Genomic DNA, 20530 nt, shown 5'->3' on the forward strand with positions numbered 1-20530 from the left:
GCCGATGGTGTAACGCAGCGGTTCGCCGAAAGTCAGCACACCGCCGACATCGGCAAGCACCGGTTCGAGGGTTAACGGGGTGTTGCCGATCGGCACAAACCGCGCGGCCTCGAACATGTGCACCAGCGTCAGCGACCCGCTGGCCGAGCACATGACCACCGATGAACTGAGTTGGCGCGACTTGATCGGCGCGCTGAGGCGTACGTCGTTGCCGACGGTGAAGACTTGTTCGACATCCAGCGCGGTCCCGGTCCAGAACTGCTCGGCCCAGGCGTCGTAGTTGTTCAGACACAGGCGAAACTCGCGGATCAGGTTGTCAAAATCCGGTTCATCGGGATTCAAGGCAGCAACAATGAGCAGGCCGATGCTGTTGTTCAGGGCCAGCAGCCGATCGGTTGGAAGCATTCGCAGTCTCTCGCGCACATCAAAAAGGTGCGCGGACTTTGCGGGGGATCAATCAGGAAAGAAGTCGGGCGAGTAGGTGATGTCTGTAGGATATTTCGACATAGTTTGTGGGGCGGTATAGGGTTTCGTTTTTTCGTTCACAAAAAAGGGCTTTTACCTACCCAGGTGCCTTCAATGACAAAAGGATCAAGCGTCATGTCCAACACAGCCGAGCGGGTCAACATCGTCGACACTCAGGTGTTGTCCCATGACTGGTATCTGCTGAAGAAAATTACCTTCGACTATCACCGCAACAACGGCGAGTGGCAGCGTCAGACTCGTGAAGTCTATGACCGAGGCAACGGTGCAGCGATTCTGTTGTTCAATCGCGAGCAACGCACGGTGGTGCTGACCCGGCAGTTTCGTTTGCCGGTGTTCGTCAATGGTCATGATGGGTTGTTAATCGAGGTGGCTGCCGGCTTGCTTGAAGGTGCTGCGCCGGAACAGCGGATTCGCGATGAAGCCGAGGAGGAAACCGGTTATCGCGTGCACGATGTGAAGAAGGTGTTCGAGGCCTACATGAGTCCCGGCTCGGTGACCGAGAAGCTGCACTTTTTCATTGCCGAATACGACTCGGCATCGAAGGTCGGCGAGGGCGGTGGACTGGAAGAAGAGACCGAAGAGCTGGAAGTGCTTGAGTGGCGATTCGATGACGCGTTGGCGGCGTTTCAGCGCGGTGAGATCTGCGACGCCAAGACCATCATGCTGTTGCAGTATGCGGCGATGAATAACTTGTTTACCTGATAAATCAAAAGATCGCAGCCTTCGGCAGCTTCTACAGGTCAACGCATTCCAGGTAGAGCTGCCGAAGGCTGCGATCTCTTGATCTGTATTAACTGACTAAAACAAATCCCCGGTTTTTCCAATCTGCGACCAGTCGCCACCTTCAAGTGTCAGCAAGCGCTCTTTCGCCTCAAGTCCCCCGGCAAACCCGGTCAGTTTCCCTGACGCGCCGATCACCCGATGACACGGTGCCACAATGGAAATCGGGTTGCGTCCATTCGCGGCGCCTACTGCACGCACGGCGCTGGGGTTGCCTATCTGTTCGGCAATCTGGCTGTAGGTGCGTGTCTCGCCGAATGGAATAGTCAGGAGTGCCGCCCAGACCTTTTTCTGAAAATCCGTGCCGGCGAAATCCAGTTCCAGATCGAAACAGTCCCGCGTCCCGGAAAAATATTCTTCAAGTTGCCGGGCGGTTTTACGCAGGATCGGATTGTCGGGCGCTTCACTCATTGGCCCGAGGCGCACGCGGTTCGGTTTGTCGTTTTCCCAGAGGATGGCCGCCAGTCGTGAACCGTTCGCGACCAGCTTCAGCTCGCCGACGGGCGAGGGCAGGGTGATGAACGTATAAGGCATGACGGCAGACTCCGGATCAGGGCGGCAACAGCGCCCAGCATACTGCCTGATTGGGGAGGCGCAATACGCAAAGCCGACCATACTGCTTGTTGCTCCTGAAGCGTTCCCCCCTCTGTTTTGCACAGACCCTGAAAACAAAAAAAGAGATCGACTCATGAAGTACGAACCTTTGGCCAAATCGCTGATAGCGACCTCACTGGCACTTAGCTGTCTCATGGCTCACGCGGCGTCAGTCGCACCGGTTGCCGCCGAAAACGGCATGGTGGTCACCGCGCAACATCTGGCCACCCATGTGGGCGTCGACGTATTGAAAAGTGGCGGCAATGCCGTCGATGCGGCGGTCGCCGTGGGTTACGCGCTGGCGGTGGTTTATCCCGCAGCCGGCAACCTCGGCGGTGGCGGCTTCATGACCATCCAACTGGCTGATGGACGCAAGACCTTCCTCGATTTCCGCGAAAAAGCGCCGCTGGCGGCCACCGCCAATATGTACCTCGACAAGGAAGGCAACGTCATTCCCGACCTGAGCACCCGTGGGCATTTGGCGGTGGGTGTGCCGGGCACTGTCTCTGGCATGGAACTGGCGCTGAGCAAGTACGGGACCAAGCCGCGCAAGGAGATGATTGCCCCGGCGATCAAACTGGCGGAAGACGGTTTCGAACTGGAGCAGGGTGACGTCGAGTTACTGGAGTACGCCACCGACGTGTTCAAGAAGGACATGCGCGACTCCGGTTCGATCTTCCTCAGCAAAGGCGAGCCGATGCAGGTCGGGCAGAAACTGGTGCAGAAGGACCTCGGCAAAACCCTGCGGACGATTTCCGAAAAAGGCGCCGACGGCTTCTATAAAGGTTGGGTCGCGGATGCCATCGTGACGTCGAGTCAGGCTAACAAAGGCATCATCACTCAAGCCGACCTCGACAAGTACAAGACCCGCGAACTGGCGCCGGTGGAGTGTGACTACCGTGGTTACCACGTGGTCTCGGCGCCACCGCCAAGCTCTGGCGGAGTGGTGATCTGCCAGATCATGAACATTCTCGAAGGCTATCCGATGAAGGATCTGGGCTTCCATTCCGCCCAGGGCATGCACTATCAGATCGAAGCCATGCGCCACGCGTATGTCGATCGCAACAGCTACCTCGGCGATCCGGATTTCGTCAAAAACCCGATCGAGCACCTGCTGGACAAGAACTACGCGACCAAACTGCGCGATGCCATCCAGCCGCAAAAGGCCGGCGTGTCGGCTGAGCTGAAACCTGGTGTGGCACCCCATGAAGGCAGCAACACCACCCACTATTCGATCGTCGACAAGTGGGGCAATGCGGTATCGGTCACTTACACCCTCAACGACTGGTTCGGCGCGGGTGTGATGGCGAGCAAGACCGGGGTGATTCTCAACGATGAAATGGACGACTTCACCTCCAAGGTCGGCGTGCCGAACATGTACGGTCTGGTGCAGGGCGAAGCCAATGCCATTGCTCCGGGAAAGGCACCGTTGTCATCGATGAGCCCGACCATCGTCACCAAGGACGGCAAAGTAGTGATGGTGGTCGGCACACCGGGCGGCAGCCGCATCATCACGGCGACTTTGCTGACCATGCTCAACGTCATCGACTACGGCATGGGCTTGCAGGAAGCGGTCGATGCACCGCGCTTCCACCAGCAGTGGATGCCGGAAGAAACCAACCTCGAAGACTTCGCCGCCAGCCCTGACACGAAGAAAATTCTTGAGAGCTGGGGCCACAAGTTCGCCGGGCCGCAAGACGCCAACCACATCGCCGCGATTCTGGTCGGCGCACCGTCGCTGGGCGGTAAGCCGGTTGGAAAAAATCGCTTCTACGGCGCTAACGATCCACGTCGCAATACTGGCTTGTCACTGGGTTACTGAGGGGCGTAAAAAGGGGGCGGGCTCAGGTCCGCCCCTGTCTCAAGGACTGATCAAGGAAGGCTCATCATGACCACCGCATTACTGATCATCGACGTCCAGCGCGCCCTCTGTTCGGGCGAATACCAGTGCCATGACATTCACCGCGTGATCAACATCATCAACGGTTTAAGCGCTCGCGCCCGCAAGGCTGGCGTTCCGGTGGTGCTGATTCAGCACGAAGAGAAGGACAGCCCGTTGGCTCATGGTGCCGAAGGCTGGCAACTGGCCGAAGGGCTTGAGACATCGCCCAAAGACCTGCGCGTACGCAAAACCACCCCGGACTCGTTCTACCAGACTGACTTGCGCAAACTGCTGCCGAACGAAGATTTCGAAAAACTGGTCATCTGTGGTCTGCAAACCGATTACTGCGTCAACGCCACCGTGCGTCAGGCCCATCAACTGGGTTATGACGTAGTGCTTGTGGCCGACGCGCATTCCACTGTCGACAACGGCAACATGAGCGCCGAAGACATCATCACCGAGCACAACAAGGATCTGGCACATCTGACTGGCTCCGTGGCGCGCATCGACGTCAAACCCGCAGCCGACATCACGTTCTGACAACCCACACAAAACCCTGTGGGAGCGAGCCTGCTCGCGAAGGCAGTGTGTCAGTCGACATTGATCGTGGCTGATCCACCGCTTTCGCGAGCAGGCTCGCTCCCACATTGATTGAAGGAAACGGATTGCTGTGACCATCGGGGATTTCCGCGGGCACCACTGGCATACTGCGCGCCGTCCGAAGAATGGAATCTCTCGATGTTCGCGATCTCCCTGCGTCACGCCTTGCTGCTGACCGCCCTTGCGTTTGCCTGTGTTACCCACGCCAGCAGTTTCGATTGCGCCAGCGCTGCCAGCAAAACTGAAAAAGCCATTTGCGCTGATCCGGATCTCTCGCGCCTCGACGAGCAACTCGCGGCGCGCTGGCGGTCGACCCTGGCCAAGGTTGACGATCCGAAAGCGCTTAAAACGGATCAGCGAGGGTGGCTTAAGCAACGTAATCAATGTGAAGATCTGGCGCCCTGTCTGCACCGGCAATACCTGATGCGTCTCACGGCACTTGAATACATGGTCAAACCGTTTTCCTGGGACGCCACTTGGCAGCTCATTCCCTGGGGAGTTTCGGAAGGGGCAGAAATCACCACCAGGCGCCAGGATGCTTCTCACATCGCCTTTGATATTTCAGCCGCAAACGGCTCCCACTCGGGTGAACTGGAAGGCATTGCAACGATAGAGGGAACGCAGGCCCGTTACGAGCAGGGAGAGTGTGTCTTAACCTTCAAGGCCCTAAACGGGGTGATGGATGTGACACAGGATGGCGCGGATTCCGATTGCGGCGCCGGAATGGGCGTTTACTACGGTGGACGGTATGTGGCATCGAAGCAAACAGTCCTGGTCGACTATGATTTGCTCACGCTGGGTGTGGCACAAACGCAGCGGGAAAACGCAATGTTGCACACGCTGCTTAAGGACGACTATCAGACGCTACTGCAAAACTGCGGCTTGAAGATGGACGGTGAGTCCTCTGAAGACGTGCCGAACAGTGAGGTCAGCAACTATTGGGTTCGGGGATTGCCATCGAGCAACGCGGCGATTGTCATGCGTGCACCGAATGAGCAGTTCTGGATCATAGTCCTGGTGCCCCAGGCTGGGGGTAAAACCCTCGCGCGTTACTACACGAATGTTGCGCAATGGAAAGGGCGCATGCCGGACGTCCTGCAAGCCTGGTATGCAGGGAAGGGCGGGGAAGGCTATATGCCTCTGGATTTCATGCCCTGACCCGCATCAATCCTGCTGGCGTCCGAGGGGCTGTGAAACCACAGCCCATCAAGTCGCAAACAAAACCCCACGAATCTCGCCTACCCGCGGCACTACGACCACACCCTCCAGCACCATCCGCGTAATCGTCTGCGCCGCCGTTTGATAGTCCTCATCCTGCGGCACTTCGCGTCCCATGATCTGGCCCATCTGCCAGCCAATATTGGTGTACGTGCGCGTCGCCGACCAGATGAACAGCATCAAATGCTCAGGATCCACCGGCGCCAGCAAACCGCGCTCGATCCAGCTGCGCAGGCATTCAACATTGCGCCTCGCTTCGGCCTGCAACAGATTGCGGCACTCATCCGGCAACTGTCGGCCGCCCAGCAGCAACTCGCCACTGAACACCTTGGCAATCGCCGGATGCTCGCGGGCAATACGAATTCGCGCGGCCACGTAGGCGCGCAACCCCGTCAGCGGATCATCACTTTCACGCAGCACCGCCGAAGCTTCCAGCAGCGGTTCGACAAATCCCAGCAGCACTTTGCTGTAGAGGTTTTCCTTGGTCTGAAAGTAGTAATACAGATTGGCCTTGGGCACCCCGGCACGCGCCGCGATGTCGCGGGTCTGGGTGGCGTCGAAGCCGTTGGCGGCGAATTCTTCGCTGGCGGCGGCGAGGATCAACTGCTCGTTGCGTACGCGGATGGCGCTCATGGACACACAGGTTGACTGGACGGCATGGAAAGATTCTGGCGATTTCGGATTCGCAATATACAAAACTATATAGCGAGGAAGCCAGCATACTCGGAGGGCAGCGCTATGCTGTTTCGATCATTGATTGGAAACGGAGCGGGCACATGACCCTTCAAACAGTGCGAGCCGACGCGACACACCTCGATGCGGTGGCGCAGTTGTTCGATGCTTACCGAGGTTTCTACGAGCAACCTTCGAACCTTGAGCAATCGCGAGCCTTTATCGCCGAGCGCATGGCCGGCAATGAATCAGCGATTTTTCTGGTTCAGGATGCAAAGGGCGAAGCGCTGGGTTTCGTGCAGTTGTATCCGACGTTCTCGTCCATCGATGCCCACCGCACCTGGCTGCTCAGCGATCTGTTCACCACGCCCGCCGCACGTGGGCGCGGGGTGGGTCGATTGCTGATGAACACGGCACGTGACTTTGCCTTGGCGAGCGGCGCCAAGGGCCTGGTGCTGGAAACTGCCACCGACAACTTCACGGCGCAAGGCTTGTATGAATCCCTCGGCTACGTGCGTGACAGCGGTTATTACACCTACATCCTCGACTTGCGGCAGGACTGAGCAAGTTTTTTTGCCGATTTCCCCAATTCAGGCTATCGCCCGACCGCCGCTCTCTCTAGAATCCGCCCGGCCTTCGCAATGAAGGCTCAATGCCATCATTTGGTTGTGTACACATAGGGACGGACTCATGCAATTCGGGAAAATTCTGGCGCTGGGGTTGGTACTCGCGCTGGGCGGTTGTGCAAGTTTCACCAAAGACGAAGTGGCGCCGGTGACCATGCCGTCGATGGCCAGCTACACCAACAAGCCAAACGTTTACGTGGATTTCGATTTCTATCAGGGCGAGCCGAAAAGTGGTTCTGCCGTGGAAGTGCCGCAGGCACGTGATCAACTGAAACCACAGCTGCAAAAAATCCTCACTGACTCGGGTCTGTTCGGCCGTGTCACTCTGGACGAGTTCCAGAAGCAGCCGGGCGATTACAGCCTGCGTCTGAAAATGTACAACCATCCGCCCAATGCAGGCTCCATGGTACTGGCCTTCATCAGCGGCTTCAGCATGATGGTGATCCCGGCGTACGGCACCGATCAGTACACCTTGAGCCTGGAAGGCATGGATGGACAAGGTCAGGCCCTGACCACCGCAAGCAACCACGATGCGGTCGGCACCTGGTTCGGCATCTGGTTTATCCCGCTGATGGCCAACACGCCTAAAGAAGCGGTGAATGACACCTTTACCCGTCAGGTCAACGCGTTGCTCAAGCAAATGGTTGATAACAAAAACCTGAAGTACTCGGCGCTCGAAACCGGTATTCCACGGGTTTGAAGGGAAAAAAAAGAGCCGCAATCGCGGCTTTTTTTTTTGCCCTTACTTCAGGGCCTGAATGAACTGTGGATCGCTGTACAGTTCCTTCAGCAAGTCACGCACCATCGGGTTGTAAGCGTTGACCGCATTCGGGATCGCAATGAAACCGAAGAAGCTGCTGCTCCACTGGCTGCTGACATTCTTGGTCGCGTCGTACACCACATCGTTGCCGTTGAGCAGGGTGAAGCGTGCGGCCAGTTTGCCGTCGCCCGTGCCCATGCCGGCGGACAGTTCGTTCTTCACCACCAGCACTTTCAACTGACGCTGAGCCTGCGGGTCGAGCAGACCGGCCTTGCGCAGTTCTTCGGTGATCGCGTCCTGAATGTGCGCCGGGATGCTGCCGGACGGCGAGCGAACCGGGTTGGCGCGGACCACCAGCGAACCTTCACCGGATTCGGCGGTGACCTGAGGATTGCTGATCGCATGCAGCGGCGGGGTTTGCTTGAGCTTCTGCACGTTCTCGAAACTCGGCTCGTAGCGGGTCATGGTCATGCCACAGCCTTGCAGCAGCACGGCCAGCATCGGGATCAACAACAGCGACTTCTTCACGGCAGTTCCTTGCGTGGGAATAGAGGAGGGCGCGGATTATGGGCAGAGTGCCATCATTGAGCAACCTCGTTTGTCGGCGCTTTGAGCAATTGCTCGATCTGCGCCAATTCCCAGGTACTGAGCAGGCTCACTGGGTCAGTGCCGAAACGCTGCCAGCGCTCTAGCGAGCCTTCTTGTCCCTCGCCGCTGCGGGCGTATTCGCAGTGATGTAATCGTCCCCCGGCAAAATCCAGCAGCAGGCGCCAGCCGTCGATATCGACTGTGACCAATCCGATCTCGGCAGGTGCTTCGCAGACTTTGAACGCGAGCACACCGAGCGCCGCTTCACGCAAACGCTGACACACTTCGCGGGACGTCAGAAATGCAGACATGTCGAACTCGATGAATACCGGAGCGCGTCAGCATAAAGCTCGAACCCACAAGTGTCAGCGTTCACTGGCCCGATCCGCGACAATTCCGTAACATCCGCAACCCTCTTTTTCCCGAACACCTGCAGCCGCGCTCGACGGCCGCTCAATCAGGTAAGCCATGAAACCGATTCGTCTGCGCGCCGATGTCCTGGCCGGACTCACCACCTCGTTTGCCCTGTTGCCCGAATGCATTGCGTTCGCGCTGGTGGCGCACCTCAACCCACTGATGGGCCTGTATGGCGCCTTCATCATTTGTACGCTGACGGCGTTGTTCGGCGGCCGGCCGGGTATGGTCTCCGGCGCGGCGGGTTCGATGGCCGTGGTCATCGTCGCGCTGGTGGTGCAGCACGGCGTGCAGTATTTGCTGGCGACGGTGTTGCTCGGCGGTTTGATCATGATGGCGTTCGGACTGCTGCGCCTGGGCAAACTGGTGCGTATGGTGCCGCACCCGGTGATGCTCGGCTTCGTCAACGGCCTGGCGATCATCATTGCGCTGGCGCAACTGGAGCATTTCAAAAGCGGTGAAGACTGGCTCAGCGGTACGCCGTTGTATTTGATGACCGGGCTGGTGGCGCTGACCATGGCCATCGTTTACCTCTTGCCGCGCCTGACAAAAGCGGTGCCACCGGCGCTGGTGGCGATCCTCGGCGTTGGCCTGCTGGTCTATCTGTTCGGCCTGCCAACCCGTACCCTCGGCGACATGGCGCACATCGCTGGCGGCTTGCCGACCTTCGCCTTGCCGGATATTCCGTGGAATCTTGAAACCCTGCGCATCATTGCGCCTTACGCGATTCTGATGGCGCTGGTCGGTCTGCTGGAAACCCTGCTGACCTTGAACCTGACCGACGAAATCACCGAAACCCGTGGTTATCCGGATCGTGAGTGCGTGGCGCTCGGTGCGGCGAATATGGTCTCGGGTGCGTTCGGTGGTATGGGCGGGTGCGCGATGATCGGCCAGACCGTCATTAACCTCAGTTCCGGTGGGCGCGGGCGTTTGTCCGGCGTGGTCGCGGGGGTGCTGATTCTGTTGTTCATTCTGTTTCTGTCGCCGCTGATCGAGCGTATTCCGCTGGCGGCGCTGGTGGGTGTGATGTTTGTGGTGTCGCAGCAGACTTTTGCCTGGGCGTCGTTGCGGGTGGTGAACAAAGTGCCGCTCAACGATGTGCTGGTGATCATCGCTGTGACCACTATCACGGTATTCACTGATCTGGCCACTGCGGTGTTGTGCGGCATCATTATCGCTGCGCTCAACTTTGCCTGGCAGCAGGCGCGTGAGTTGTATGCCGATGAGCATCTGGAGGCTGACGGCAGCAAGCTTTATCGTCTGCATGGCACTTTGTTTTTTGCTTCGACTACGCCGTTTCTCAATCAGTTTGATCCGGCTAATGATCCGGCTCGGGTGACTTTGGATTGTCGGCATTTGAGTTTTGTTGATTATTCGGCGATTGCGGCGTTGAAGACTCTGCGCGAGCGCTATGCCAAGGCGGGTAAGCATTTGCAGGTGTTTCATTTGTCTGAGCGGTGCAAGAAATTGTTGAAGCGGGCGGGTGAGGAGCATCACTGATTATCTGGCTTACTGGGTACATATCCGTTGCTGCGGGTGTTGCTGATTAGGGTTCCGCCCTTACGGCGGGTCACTTTTTCCAGACGCCGAAAAAGTAACCAAAAAGGCTTGCTCCTACGTGCGGCCCGCTCGCTGGGGCTCGGGGTTCCTTCGCTCCGGGATCCATCCGGGCGCAGCGCCTACGGTTTGCTTCGCTGCACCTCCTCTCGCTGTGTTTGGCTTCGCCAAACGGTCGCTGCGCTCCCACCCCCGGATGAATCCCTCCACTCAGCCTTCCGACGTCGCCCGTGGATCAAGATCAAGAGCTGCAGCCGAGCTAACGCTCATCCTGTTGAGTGGTTAGAAGCTCTGCGGTGTGAAGTGGGCGTTATTTTTTGCTTTTCTGTGGGAGTGAGCCTGCTCGCGATGGCGGCCGTGTCAGTCAAAGATGCTTTGAATGACACACCGCTATCGCTAGCAGGCTAGCTCCCACAGTTTTTTGTGTTCGGCCAGAATTCAGATGGCCGGGAAGTCGATATCGGTCAGCGCCGCGTTATTCAGGTAGTTGGTCAGGCTCTGCACGGCCACCAGTGCAATCACTTCAATGATCTTCACGTCGTCGATGCCGGCAGTGCGGGCGGCGGCGATCTGGTCATCGCTCAAATGGCCGCGACTTTCAGTCAGCTGACGGGCTAGGGCGGCATACGCGTTGAGTTCGCCTTGGCGGGCGGCGACGATGTCTTGCGCCGAGAGCCCGGCCTTGCCGGCAAACAAGGTGTGGGCCGCCAGGCAATAGTCGCAACCATTGACCTGTGAGGTGGCGAGGTATACCGCTTCTTTTTCCTGGGCGCTGAGTGAGGTCTTGCCGAGGATTGCTGAGGCTTGCACGTAGGTTTCGAGGGCCACCGGCGCTTTGGCCAGGGTGGTGAAGACATTGGGCAGGAAACCGATTTTCTTTTTCACGCCTTCCAGTACTGGGCGGCTGGCGTCGGTGGCGGTTTCGAGGCTGATAGCGTGGATGCGGCTCATGGTGATTCTCCGAAAATCCGGTGCGAAGTGCGCCGGGGATGGAGGTCATGTTATTGAGTGAGGCTGGTGGATTGGCGGCAAATCGTCGAGGATATGCGGCAGATCGTCCAAATAAGCTCTTGGAGTGTCCATGGATCGCCTTTCAACACTGCTCAGCCATTTCGGCGTGACTGCCGGGACTTTTCACAGTGGCGCGTTTTGCGGCGTCGCGGTTCATGAAAATGAACCGGTCGGCCATGTGCATCTCTTGCAGGCCGGTGAATTGTTGCTCAAGCCGGGCAGCGAACGTGAGATCCGCCTCAGTGAACCGTCGCTGATCTTTTTCCCCAGACCTTTCGCCCATCGCATGTTTGCCGACGAAGCCATGGACACTCAGGTGGTTTGTGCAACGCTGGCGTTTGACGGCGGTTCCGGCAATGCACTGGCGGCGGCACTGCCGGATTATCTGGTGCTGAAACTGACGGACATCCCGGAACTGGGCAACACCGTGGAATGGTTGTTCAAGGAAGCGTTCGAAGGGCATTGCGGGCGGGTGGCGGTGATGGATCGCCTGTTCGAACTGCTGGTGATTCTGTTGTTGCGGCACTTGATCAGCAGTCGCGAACAACAACCGGGGATGATCGCCGGGCTGGCCGATCCACGTCTGTCGCGCGCCTTGAACCTGATGCACGAGCAACCGCAAAAGCCATGGAGCGTGGCGGATCTGGCCTCGGTCGCCAACCTGTCCCGGGCCGGGTTTGCCGAGCAGTTTCGTCGTGTCGTCGGGCAGACACCGGCCGATTACCTGCTGAGCTGGCGGGTCAGTCTGGCGCAGAAACGCCTGCGTGAAGGCAAACCGATTGCGCTGATTGCCGAGGAGGTCGGTTACGAAAGTCCTTCGGCGCTGGCCCGGGCGTTTCGGCGCAAGACCGGGCTCAGCCCTCGCGAGTGGAAGGCCGGCGACTGAAGATCATTTGGCGAATTTCTTCACCCCGGCCACACACAGGATCACGCCCAACGTCACCGCGAGCATGCCGAGGCTGACGTGTTCATGCAGCAGCGTCGCTGCCAGCGCCAGACCGAAAAACGGCTGCAGCAATTGCAACTGACCCACCGCCGCAATCCCGCCCTGAGCCAGACCGCGATACCAGAACACAAAACCGATCAGCATGCTGAACAGCGACACATAGCCCAGACACAGCCACGCCGACAGACTGATCGTGTTGAACGAGGCAGGCGCCAGCCACAGACTCAAAACGGCCATCACCGGTAGGGACAGCACCAGCGCCCAGCAAATCACCTGCCAGCCGCCGAGGGTGCGCGACAGTTTCGCGCCTTCGGCATAACCGAGGCCGCAAGCGAGAATGGCCGCCAGCATCAGCAGGTCACCGGTGGGCGAGGCCGTCAGACCTTGTGCCAGGGCGAAACCGACCACCAGCGCGCTGCCGAGAATCGAAAAGATCCAGAACACCGGTCGCGGCCGTTCACCGCCGCGCAGCACAGCAAAAATCGCCGTGGCCAGTGGCAGCAAGCCGACAAACACAATCGAATGCGCCGACGTCACGTGTTGTAGCGCCAGGGCGGTCAGCAGGGGAAAGCCGAGCACTACGCCCAGCGCCACAATCAACAGCGGCAGCCATTGATCGCGCGCCGGACGCCGTTCGCGAAACAGCCACAACAGCACCACCGCCAAGACCCCGGCGATGGCTGCGCGGACCACGGTGAGAAACACCGGATCGAACTCCAGCACCGCCAGACGCGTGGCCGGCAGCGAGCCGCTGAAGATCACTACGCCGATGAAACCGTTGATCCAGCCGCTGGTTTTTTCCAGTGCCGGGGTGCTCAGATTCGAAGTCTGTTCCATGCCAGATCACGCTCAGAAGTGGGTTGCGTTGCGGCCATGCTAGAGCCGAGAATCAGCACAATCAAAGAATTGTCATGGATACATCCGGCATGCCACGTTCGCGCTACAAGACAATCGTCGATGCCTATGCGTCGGACATTCGTTCGGGGCAGTTGCCGCCGGGTACGCGGTTGCCAACTCACCGGCAACTGGCTGCTGAGGAAGGGCTGGCACTGGTCACGGCCTCGCGGGTGTACGCGGAGCTGGAGGCCATGGGCCTGGTCAGCGGCGAAACCGGGCGTGGCACGTTTGTTCGTGAAACTTCGCTGGCGCCGGGGCAGGGCATTGATCAGAAGCAGGTGGCGGTCGGCATGATCGACCTCAATTTCAATTACCCGTCATTGCCCGGTCAGGCGGATTTGTTGCGCAGCGCGTTGCGCCAATTGGCGTTGTCGGGCGATCTGGAAGCGTTGCTGCGTTATCAGCCGCACGCCGGCCGTGCCCACGAACGTGCGTCGGTCGCTCGGCATTTGTTGACGCGCGGGGTGACTGTCGACGCTGAGCAAGTACTAATCGTCAATGGCGCCCAGCAAGGCCTCGCCGTCACGTTGATGGCATTGCTCAAACCCGGCGATGTGATTGCTGCCGACGCCCTGACCTATTCCGGCTTCAAGGTACTGGCCGAAGCGCTGCACCTGGAAGTCGTGGCGATCCCGGTCAGCGCGCAAGGGCCGGATCTCGCGGCGCTGGACAAACTCTGTCGCAGTCGCTCGGTGCGCGCCGTTTACAGCATGCCGACCTTGCATAATCCGCTGGGTTGGGTGATGCCCTTGGCGCAAAGGGAGCAGTTGGTGGCGATTGCCCGTCGGCATGATCTGACGATCATCGAAGACGCGGCCTACGCGTTTCTGGTGGAAAACCCACCCCGCGCGTTAGTCGATCTGGCGCCGGAGCGCACGGTGTACGTCTCGGGCCTGTCGAAAAACATCGCCACTGGCCTGCGCGTTGGTTTCATCGCCGCCCCGACAGCAGCAGTGCCGGCACTGGAACGCATCATCCGAGCCACCACTTGGAACACGCCGGGCGTCATGACCGCCATCGCCTGTGGCTGGCTCGACGATGGCACGGTGACGCTGCTTGAGGAGCAGAAGCGCAACGACGCCAAGGCGCGACAAGCGCTGGCGGCCGACGTGCTGAAAGGGCTGCCGAGCATTGGCCATCCGGCGTCGTACTTCCTGTGGCTGCCGCTGCCGGAAGACGTGCGCGCCGATCAGATTGTCGTCGAGTTGATGCATGAACAGATCTCCGTCACCACCGCCGAGCCGTTTTCGGTGTCGGGCCATTCGCCGCATGCGATTCGTCTGGCGCTGGGTTCGGTAGAGATGGATGTGTTGCGCCAGGCATTGAGCAAAATCAGAAGGATCATTGGCGCTTACCTGTAAAAACAAAATGCTACCCTTGCGCCGCCCGATGCAGACCGACCCGGAACCCGCGATGAAAAACACCGCTGCACTGTCACTCGCCCTGATGCTCGCCACCAGCCTGCTCAGTACGTTCACCCACGCTGCAGGCGATCCCGAAGCCGGGGCGAAAATCTTCCCGCGTCTGTGCGGCGGCTGCCATCAGGTCGGCGAATCGGCCCGTCCCGGATTCGGCCCGCAACTCAACGGCATCATCGGCCGGCCCGCCGGGACGTCAGCGAATTACGTGTATTCCGATGCGATGAAGAACTCGGGAGTGACCTGGGATCGTGAAACGCTGATCGCCTATCTGAAGGATCCGAAAGGCGTGGTGCCGGGCACGCGGATGATTTTCTGGGGGCTGAGCGACGAAGAGAAGCTCGACAACTTGCTCGCTTATCTCCAGACGTTTACGCAATAACCTACAGGTGGCTTGGGTTGATGCTCTGGCTGGCAAACCATGTCATCAACGTATCGCACGCCGGATGCGAAGCGGCCGCCGGTTGCAAACACAACGAATAAACCCCACCCGTCCTCAACGGCTCGCCAAACGGCACCACCAACACCCCACGCTCGATCGACTCTGCCGCCAGGGTCATGTCCGTCACTGCCACGCCCAATCCACGCGCCGCCGCATCCAGTGCCAATTCATCAAGGTTAAACGGAATGTGCCGGTAATCTTCCAGCGGTTTTCCATCGTTGGCCGCCAGCCACTCGATCCACGCCTGGCGATCGGTCGAGCGATGCAGTAACGCAAAGCGCACCAATTCATCGACCGAGCGCGGCGCCCCGGCGAGGGTGGGCGAGCACACTGGCACCAGCGCTTCTTCGAACAGCGTCAGGCAATCCGGATCGCTCGATGCCTGCGGCAAGTAAAGAATGTAGGCGTCACTGTCATTGCCCGGCTCAACCACTTCAGTGGCGACGGTTTCTATCGCCAGCGAAACCTCGGGATGAGTCAAATAGAAGTCGCTGAGTTTCGGCAGCAGCCAGCGCACCGCCAGCGACACATGCATGCGGATGCGGAAGGGGCGTTGCTGCGGGGCGAGACGTTCTTCGAGCGTCTTCAGTTGTTCAAGGATGCTGCGGGCGCTGGCCAACACCTGTTCACCTTCAGCAGTCAGGCTAAGGTTGCGGCTGGTGCGCAGAAACAGCACGACATTGAAGTGGCTTTCCAGTTGCTGGATCTGTCGGCTCACCGCGCTTTGCGTCAGGCACAGGGTTTGCGCAGCGCGGGTGAAGCTGCCGCAACTGGCGACTTCAATCAGTGCCTGCAGGGCTTGCAATGAGGGGGCGTGGCGAATTTTATCCATGCGATTTCAGAATGGCTCGATGATTTTATAGCGTTGGTCGGTGTACTGAAGACCCTATAGATTCTAGCTCTGGCGATGATCTTCTCAAGTCTTGCATGCGATTCACGCATGGTGGCTGTTCAGAAGCAAGCCGCAGAACGACAGTCGAATGAGGTGAGGCATGGAAAACGTATGTGGCTGGATCGCGCAGGCCGGCAGTTCGCCTGAACGTGGTCGCCTGAGCGGGGCGCAAAAAGCCGACTGGCTGGTGATCGGCGCCGGGATCACCGGGCTCAGTGCCGCGCAGGCCCTGGCCGATCTGCATCCGCAGGCGCGCATCGTCGTGGTTGATCGCCAGCGTGCGGCGCAGGGCGCTTCGGCACGCAACTCGGGGTTCGTCGTGGCCCATGAACACCCGGCGCACAGTGAGTTGATCGGCGCGCCGGGTTTTGCCGGGTTCGAGGTCGACACGATGATTTCCCGCGCGGCCAGCGAGGAAGTGCGCCAACGAATCGCCCATCATGCGATCGACTGCGATTTTCGTGACAGCGGTTATTACTTTGCCGTCAACGACCGCGCCAAGCTCGACCATGTCGACGCGAAACTGGCTACCCTGCGCGCGCTCGGCGCTCGCGCGGAGTTTGTGCAAGGTCCGGCACTGGCGCAGAAGCTCGGCACCGGTCACTACGAGGCAGCGATCTGGTGTGGCAACGGCAATGCGCTGTTGCAACCGGCGAAATACGTGAAAGGTTTGCTCAATGCCTTGCCGGGCAATATCAGCGTTTACGAAAACACCGACATCACCGGTCTGCAGCGCCTCGCAAAGGGACGACTGCGCGCCAATTGTGCGCAAGGCAGCATCGAAGCCAGCCGCGTGCTGGTGTGCCTCAACGCGTTTATTCCTCGGGTCGGGATCGCCGACAGCGCGACATTCCCGATGGAACTCAGTGCCAGCCTCACGCGGCCGTTGACCGATCAGGAGTTCAACGCCATCGGTGCAGTTGAGCCTTGGGGCGTGCTGTCGACGCGACCGCTGGGCGCCACGGTTCGGTTGACCCCGGATCGTCGCGTGATGATTCGCAACACCGCCGAATACCGCACGCGCGACCTCTCCAACAGTGAACTCGCGGTGCGTCGCCAGCACCATGTTCGCGGCTTGCAACGACGCTTCCCGTTTCTTGGCGCGCAAGACATTCAGTACACCTGGACCGGCCACTTGAGTGCCAGCCGCAGCGGTCAGGCGTTTTTTGATCGGGTGGAAGAGGGCGTCTTCGCCGTGGCCGGGTGTAACGGTTCAGGGGTGGCGCGCGGGACGTTATGGGGCCGCTTGCTCGCGGAACTGGCCTCGGGAATCGACTCGCCGCTGCTGCAATCGGTGATGCAGCGCGCCGAGCCCGGCTGGCTGCCGCCGCGTCCGTTTTTCGACATCGGTGCCATGCTTCGCATGCGCGTGGAGGCGGTCAGGGCCAGAACAGAAATCTGAAATTCCGCCTATCGCACAACAACAAAAGCCACTTAACTCAGGTGACAGACTATGCGCATCCACTCACTTTCCCTGGCCGTCGTAATCGCGGCAGCGTCGACCTCGGTGCTCGCCGACGAAACCGTGAACATTTCCAACTGGAACAGCTACATCGCCCCGGATACGTTAGCCAATTTCACCCAGACCACCGGCATCAAAACCACCTACGATATTCACGACAGTAACGAGGTGCTGGAATCGAAATTGATGACCGGCAACACCGGTTATGACGTGGTCAGTCCGTCGAACCACTTTCTGTCGCGTCTGATCAAGGCCGGTGCAATCCAGAAACTCGACAGAACGCAACTGCCGAACTGGAAGAACCTCGACCCGGTCCTGATGCAGAAACTTGAAGTCAACGACCCCGGCAACCAGTACGGCTACCCGTATATGTGGGGCACCGCCGGCATCGGTTACAACGTCGAAAAGATCAAGGCGATCTTCGGCAATACTGATGTCACCCGTTCATGGAAGTTGTTGTTCGACGAAGACAACATCAAGAAGCTCAGCCAGTGCGGCGTGGCGTTCATCGACAACCCGACGCAGGTGTTGCCGATCACCCTCAACTATCTGGGTTTGCCACCGCACAGCCATGAGCCTGAGGACTACAAAAAAGCCGAGCAGGCCTTGTTGAAAATCCGCCCGTATATTCAGTACTTCCACGCTTCGAAGTACATCAGCGATCTGGCCAACGGCAACGTCTGCGTGGTGATCGGTTTCAACGGCGACGTCGTCCAGGCGGCGGCCAGCGCCAAGGAAGCCAAAAACGGCATCGACATCGCCTATTCGATCCCCGACGAAGGCACGACGCTGTGGTTCGACATGCTGGTGATGCCGAAGAACGCACCGCATGAAAACAACGGCTACGCCTACATGAACTACCTGCTTGAGCCGAAGGTAATCGCCAACATCAGCAACAGCATTCATTACGCCAATCCGAATGCTGCCGCCAGTGCATTTCTCAACCCGGACGTGCGGCAGGATTCGGCGATCTACCCGCCGAAAAGCGTGATGGAAAAGTTGTTCACGGTGGAGGAATTGCCGGCGAAGATTGCGCGGCTGACGACGCGCTTGTGGACGAAGTTGAAGACCAATACCTGACCGTGAGTGTGGCAACAAGGCGCTGGCCGGGCTGAGGGATTTGCGGTATTGCTTAAGGCGTCGGCACACCGTCGCACTCAAGGAACTCACGATGAAATCTCTGCTATTGGCAGCGCCGCTGCTGCTGGTTACCGGGCTGGCCTACGCCGGCATTCCTATGTTCAACGCCACGTGCCCTGGCAAGATCGAGGTGCACGCCGATGAAGGCGGGCCGATTTACATCAATGGCAAGGAAGGCCAGTTGAAGAAATTCAACGACAACTACTTCGAAGCCAAAGGTGCGGGGGTGACCATTTCCCTGAGCATCAATCCCGACGGTTCGCCTGCGGTGTCGTACACCGGGAAGAACAGGGCCAACGGGATCTGCGAATTGAAGAAGGGCTGATCACGCCACCTGATTGCGACCCGCCGCCTTGGCCTGATACAGCTGCTGATCGGCGCGTTTGATCAGTGCGCTGTGGCTGTTGTCGGCCGGGTCTGCCAGGCCGACACCGATGCTCACCGTCACATTTCCGACCGCAGGGAAATCGGCTTCGGCAACTGCCGCGCGAATTTTCTCGGCGACCACTTCCGGGGTGTCGGGTTGGGCGATTTCTGGCAACAGCACGGCGAACTCTTCGCCGCCATAACGGGCGACGAAATCGGTGGTGCGCAGGCTGGCTTGAATCAGTTGCGCCAACTGTTGCAGCACCTCATCACCCACCGCGTGACCGTGGGTGTCATTGATGCGCTTGAAGTGATCAGCATCGATCAGCAGCAGGGAAAACGGGCGTCCGGTGCGGCGGAACAGCAGTGTGTACTCGGTGAGTTTCTCGTCGAAACGGCGACGGTTGTAAACGCCGGTCAAACTGTCGTGGGTCGCCAGACTCAGCAGCTCGGCGTTGGCCTGTGTCAGGGCAGCGGTGCGTTGCGCGACGGTTGCTTCCAGCGAGGCATTGGCCTCTTGCAGTTCGCGTTCTTTGCCGAGCAGCGATTGCGTCATCGCATCAATGGACTGACCGAGCTGAGCAATTTCCCGCACCGGGTGTTGCAGCGGAAATTGCGCACCGGGTTCTTTGTTCTGCACCTGCCGGGCGGAACGGGCGAGCTGTTCGATCGGGCGGCTCAGGTACAGCGCCAGATAGTAGGCCACCAGCCCGAACAACACCGCTGCGACCACACCCAGTATCAGCAATTTGTACATCAGCAGACGCGCCGGTTGCAGCGCGGTTTCCAATGGCTGGCGCACGGCGATCGACCACGACAGCGCCGTGCTCGACGGCGTTGGTACGGTGACCATGCTGGTGAGAAAGCCGTTGGCCGCCGTCCACCCCTGTAGCTTCGAATCCGTCGCCGCCAGTTGCTGACCCGCCAGCGCTTCCGGATAGAGAATCTTGCCATCGTGATCGATGATCAGCGCCTCGATATCCGGCGTTGAGTTTTTATGTGAAAACGCCGCAGACTCAACAATGCGTGTTACCCAACTCCAGTGCGCGTGTGCGCCCAGGACGCCAATCACCTGACCGTCGGCGTTATGGATCGGCGCGGCGAAATCGATGAAGCGCAGCGGTTCGCCGTTCGGCAACCCCGGCAACATTTTCGCCAGCAGCACCGCCTCATGGGGATCGCCGGTGTACTCACCACGCAACCCCGCCTGGAACCATGGCCGTTGTTGCACCGATTGCCCGACCAACAAACTGTTAACCGCTTGATGCACGTTGCCTTCGGCGTCGGTCACGCCCATCCAGGCATACTCGGCACGCGCCTGGGTGCGCAGTTGCATCGATTTCAGAATCGCCGGATTGTCCAGATCACCACGCTCCAGATGCGGCGCGCGGCTGAGCAGATAAACCTCTAACTGGCGTTCGCGCAGTTGTTCACCCAGCAACGATGCCGCCGAGCGCGCTGTATTGAGCAGCGCATTACCGCTGGCCTGCTTCATTTGTTCAGTGGCGATGTGGCCCACATAGAAGCCCACGCTCAGCAGCGTCAACAAAGATAAACCGGCAAACCAAAGGGTGAGGTGGCTACGCAGACTGGCTTTGAGCATGGGCGGGCGAGGTCTGTTTTGGAGTTGTGACCGCATGGTATGCGCAATGGACGCCGGGTGACCAGTCAGGTAATGGATGACGCGAACAAGCAAAAGCCCGGCTGATCAGGCCGGGCTTTTTAGGGGATTACGCTGAAGCCAGTGATTTATGCGACGCGGCGTTCGATCAGACGATC

The 20530-nt window shown here is 59.2% G+C and carries 22 protein-coding genes; 13 read left to right on the forward strand and 9 right to left on the reverse strand.

Features of this window, described 5'->3' with window-relative positions:
* The coding region (locus FGA82_RS24620) for a hypothetical protein (protein ID WP_141129084.1) at positions 1-405 on the reverse strand (405 nt) is incomplete at its 3' end.
* A gap of 195 nt (positions 406-600) precedes the next feature.
* Here FGA82_RS24620 and FGA82_RS24625 point away from each other — a divergent pair.
* Complete coding sequence (locus FGA82_RS24625) at positions 601-1188, forward strand: NUDIX domain-containing protein (RefSeq protein WP_141129085.1); 588 nt, start codon at positions 601-603, stop codon at positions 1186-1188.
* Positions 1189-1284: 96 nt separating this feature from the next.
* Here the strand turns inward: FGA82_RS24625 and FGA82_RS24630 are convergent, their stop codons facing one another.
* Complete coding sequence (locus tag FGA82_RS24630; protein WP_141129086.1) at positions 1285-1800, reverse strand: methylated-DNA--[protein]-cysteine S-methyltransferase; 516 nt, start codon at positions 1798-1800, stop codon at positions 1285-1287.
* A 154-nt stretch (positions 1801-1954) separates the two neighbouring features.
* Here FGA82_RS24630 and ggt point away from each other — a divergent pair, with 154 nt between their 5' ends.
* The 3 genes from ggt (at position 1955) to FGA82_RS24645 (ending at position 5500) form a co-directional block, all read left to right on the forward strand.
* On the forward strand, positions 1955-3682 hold the full coding sequence (gene ggt / locus FGA82_RS24635) for a gamma-glutamyltransferase (protein WP_141129087.1): 1728 nt from the start codon (positions 1955-1957) through the stop codon (positions 3680-3682).
* Positions 3683-3748: 66 nt separating this feature from the next.
* Positions 3749-4282 carry a cysteine hydrolase family protein gene (locus FGA82_RS24640; RefSeq protein WP_141129088.1) on the forward strand — a complete coding sequence of 178 codons (534 nt, stop codon included), beginning with the start codon at positions 3749-3751 and terminating at the stop codon, positions 4280-4282.
* Between the two features lie 198 nt (positions 4283-4480).
* Positions 4481-5500: a lysozyme inhibitor LprI family protein gene (locus tag FGA82_RS24645; RefSeq protein WP_141129089.1), complete on the forward strand. Its 1020-nt coding sequence runs from the start codon at positions 4481-4483 to the stop codon at positions 5498-5500.
* A gap of 48 nt (positions 5501-5548) precedes the next feature.
* Here FGA82_RS24645 and FGA82_RS24650 read toward each other — a convergent pair whose 3' ends face one another.
* Positions 5549-6193, reverse strand: a complete 645-nt coding sequence (locus FGA82_RS24650) for a TetR/AcrR family transcriptional regulator (RefSeq protein ID WP_141129090.1) — start codon at positions 6191-6193, stop codon at positions 5549-5551.
* 143 nt (positions 6194-6336) lie between these two features.
* Between FGA82_RS24650 and FGA82_RS24655 the strand changes: the two genes are divergently transcribed.
* Complete coding sequence (locus tag FGA82_RS24655; RefSeq protein ID WP_141129091.1) at positions 6337-6795, forward strand: GNAT family N-acetyltransferase; 459 nt, start codon at positions 6337-6339, stop codon at positions 6793-6795.
* A gap of 127 nt (positions 6796-6922) precedes the next feature.
* The gene (locus FGA82_RS24660) at positions 6923-7558 is read left to right on the forward strand and encodes a hypothetical protein (RefSeq protein WP_141129092.1); all 636 of its coding nucleotides are present in this window, start codon (positions 6923-6925) and stop codon (positions 7556-7558) included.
* Positions 7559-7600: 42 nt separating this feature from the next.
* Here the strand turns inward: FGA82_RS24660 and FGA82_RS24665 are convergent, their stop codons facing one another.
* Together FGA82_RS24665 and FGA82_RS24670 are read right to left on the reverse strand one after the other, a co-directional pair.
* On the reverse strand, positions 7601-8146 hold the full coding sequence (locus tag FGA82_RS24665) for a hypothetical protein (protein ID WP_141129093.1): 546 nt from the start codon (positions 8144-8146) through the stop codon (positions 7601-7603).
* A gap of 53 nt (positions 8147-8199) precedes the next feature.
* The gene (locus FGA82_RS24670; RefSeq protein ID WP_141129094.1) at positions 8200-8517 is read right to left on the reverse strand and encodes a DUF7693 family protein; all 318 of its coding nucleotides are present in this window, start codon (positions 8515-8517) and stop codon (positions 8200-8202) included.
* A 157-nt stretch (positions 8518-8674) separates the two neighbouring features.
* Between FGA82_RS24670 and FGA82_RS24675 the strand changes: the two genes are divergently transcribed.
* Positions 8675-10120, forward strand: coding sequence for a SulP family inorganic anion transporter (locus tag FGA82_RS24675; protein ID WP_141129095.1), 1446 nt, complete (start codon positions 8675-8677; stop codon positions 10118-10120).
* Between the two features lie 495 nt (positions 10121-10615).
* Here FGA82_RS24675 and FGA82_RS24680 read toward each other — a convergent pair whose 3' ends face one another.
* Complete coding sequence (locus FGA82_RS24680; protein ID WP_141129096.1) at positions 10616-11128, reverse strand: carboxymuconolactone decarboxylase family protein; 513 nt, start codon at positions 11126-11128, stop codon at positions 10616-10618.
* Between the two features lie 130 nt (positions 11129-11258).
* On the opposite strand from FGA82_RS24680, the gene FGA82_RS24685 reads away from it, so the two are divergent.
* Positions 11259-12074: an AraC family transcriptional regulator gene (locus tag FGA82_RS24685; protein WP_141129097.1), complete on the forward strand. Its 816-nt coding sequence runs from the start codon at positions 11259-11261 to the stop codon at positions 12072-12074.
* 3 nt (positions 12075-12077) lie between these two features.
* On the opposite strand, the gene FGA82_RS24690 is transcribed toward FGA82_RS24685, so the two are convergent.
* Positions 12078-12971, reverse strand: coding sequence for a DMT family transporter (locus FGA82_RS24690; RefSeq protein WP_141129098.1), 894 nt, complete (start codon positions 12969-12971; stop codon positions 12078-12080).
* A gap of 89 nt (positions 12972-13060) precedes the next feature.
* On the opposite strand from FGA82_RS24690, the gene FGA82_RS24695 reads away from it, so the two are divergent.
* Positions 13061-14392, forward strand: a complete 1332-nt coding sequence (locus tag FGA82_RS24695) for a PLP-dependent aminotransferase family protein (protein ID WP_141129105.1) — start codon at positions 13061-13063, stop codon at positions 14390-14392.
* A 52-nt stretch (positions 14393-14444) separates the two neighbouring features.
* Complete coding sequence (locus FGA82_RS24700; RefSeq protein ID WP_141129099.1) at positions 14445-14831, forward strand: c-type cytochrome; 387 nt, start codon at positions 14445-14447, stop codon at positions 14829-14831.
* Position 14832: 1 nt separating this feature from the next.
* Here the strand turns inward: FGA82_RS24700 and FGA82_RS24705 are convergent, their stop codons facing one another.
* Complete coding sequence (locus tag FGA82_RS24705; protein WP_141129100.1) at positions 14833-15723, reverse strand: LysR substrate-binding domain-containing protein; 891 nt, start codon at positions 15721-15723, stop codon at positions 14833-14835.
* A 160-nt stretch (positions 15724-15883) separates the two neighbouring features.
* On the opposite strand from FGA82_RS24705, the gene FGA82_RS24710 reads away from it, so the two are divergent.
* From FGA82_RS24710 to FGA82_RS24720, 3 genes are all read left to right on the forward strand, one after another.
* Entirely contained in the window at positions 15884-17185 is a 1302-nt protein-coding gene (locus FGA82_RS24710) for an NAD(P)/FAD-dependent oxidoreductase (protein ID WP_141129101.1), read from the forward strand.
* Positions 17186-17236: 51 nt separating this feature from the next.
* Positions 17237-18325 (forward strand): polyamine ABC transporter substrate-binding protein, encoded by a 1089-nt coding sequence (locus FGA82_RS24715; RefSeq protein WP_141129102.1) that lies wholly within the window; start codon positions 17237-17239, stop codon positions 18323-18325.
* A gap of 91 nt (positions 18326-18416) precedes the next feature.
* Positions 18417-18710, forward strand: coding sequence for a hypothetical protein (locus FGA82_RS24720; protein WP_141129103.1), 294 nt, complete (start codon positions 18417-18419; stop codon positions 18708-18710).
* On the opposite strand, the gene FGA82_RS24725 is transcribed toward FGA82_RS24720, so the two are convergent.
* The gene (locus FGA82_RS24725) at positions 18711-20354 is read right to left on the reverse strand and encodes a sensor domain-containing diguanylate cyclase (RefSeq protein WP_141129104.1); all 1644 of its coding nucleotides are present in this window, start codon (positions 20352-20354) and stop codon (positions 18711-18713) included.
* Positions 20355-20530: the final 176 nt, after the last annotated feature.

It is taken from the genome of Pseudomonas fluorescens, from assembly GCF_005938625.1.
Lineage (GTDB): Bacteria > Pseudomonadota > Gammaproteobacteria > Pseudomonadales > Pseudomonadaceae > Aquipseudomonas > Aquipseudomonas fluorescens_BD.

Bases quoted from the DNA above. Each gene is read 5' to 3' on its own strand.
- FGA82_RS24625 (WP_141129085.1), top strand. From the start codon at position 601: ATGTCCAACACAGCCGAGCGGGTCAACATCGTCGACACTCAGGTGTTG.
- FGA82_RS24630 (WP_141129086.1), bottom strand. From the start codon at position 1,800: ATGCCTTATACGTTCATCACCCTGCCCTCGCCCGTCGGCGAGCTGAAG.
- ggt (WP_141129087.1), top strand. From the start codon at position 1,955: ATGAAGTACGAACCTTTGGCCAAATCGCTGATAGCGACCTCACTGGCA.
- FGA82_RS24640 (WP_141129088.1), top strand. From the start codon at position 3,749: ATGACCACCGCATTACTGATCATCGACGTCCAGCGCGCCCTCTGTTCG.
- FGA82_RS24645 (WP_141129089.1), top strand. From the start codon at position 4,481: ATGTTCGCGATCTCCCTGCGTCACGCCTTGCTGCTGACCGCCCTTGCG.
- FGA82_RS24650 (WP_141129090.1), bottom strand. From the start codon at position 6,193: ATGAGCGCCATCCGCGTACGCAACGAGCAGTTGATCCTCGCCGCCGCC.
- FGA82_RS24655 (WP_141129091.1), top strand. From the start codon at position 6,337: ATGACCCTTCAAACAGTGCGAGCCGACGCGACACACCTCGATGCGGTG.
- FGA82_RS24660 (WP_141129092.1), top strand. From the start codon at position 6,923: ATGCAATTCGGGAAAATTCTGGCGCTGGGGTTGGTACTCGCGCTGGGC.
- FGA82_RS24670 (WP_141129094.1), bottom strand. From the start codon at position 8,517: ATGTCTGCATTTCTGACGTCCCGCGAAGTGTGTCAGCGTTTGCGTGAA.
- FGA82_RS24675 (WP_141129095.1), top strand. From the start codon at position 8,675: ATGAAACCGATTCGTCTGCGCGCCGATGTCCTGGCCGGACTCACCACC.
- FGA82_RS24680 (WP_141129096.1), bottom strand. From the start codon at position 11,128: ATGAGCCGCATCCACGCTATCAGCCTCGAAACCGCCACCGACGCCAGC.
- FGA82_RS24685 (WP_141129097.1), top strand. From the start codon at position 11,259: ATGGATCGCCTTTCAACACTGCTCAGCCATTTCGGCGTGACTGCCGGG.
- FGA82_RS24690 (WP_141129098.1), bottom strand. From the start codon at position 12,971: ATGGAACAGACTTCGAATCTGAGCACCCCGGCACTGGAAAAAACCAGC.
- FGA82_RS24695 (WP_141129105.1), top strand. From the start codon at position 13,061: ATGCCACGTTCGCGCTACAAGACAATCGTCGATGCCTATGCGTCGGAC.
- FGA82_RS24700 (WP_141129099.1), top strand. From the start codon at position 14,445: ATGAAAAACACCGCTGCACTGTCACTCGCCCTGATGCTCGCCACCAGC.
- FGA82_RS24705 (WP_141129100.1), bottom strand. From the start codon at position 15,723: ATGGATAAAATTCGCCACGCCCCCTCATTGCAAGCCCTGCAGGCACTG.
- FGA82_RS24710 (WP_141129101.1), top strand. From the start codon at position 15,884: ATGGAAAACGTATGTGGCTGGATCGCGCAGGCCGGCAGTTCGCCTGAA.
- FGA82_RS24715 (WP_141129102.1), top strand. From the start codon at position 17,237: ATGCGCATCCACTCACTTTCCCTGGCCGTCGTAATCGCGGCAGCGTCG.
- FGA82_RS24720 (WP_141129103.1), top strand. From the start codon at position 18,417: ATGAAATCTCTGCTATTGGCAGCGCCGCTGCTGCTGGTTACCGGGCTG.
- FGA82_RS24725 (WP_141129104.1), bottom strand. From the start codon at position 20,354: ATGCTCAAAGCCAGTCTGCGTAGCCACCTCACCCTTTGGTTTGCCGGT.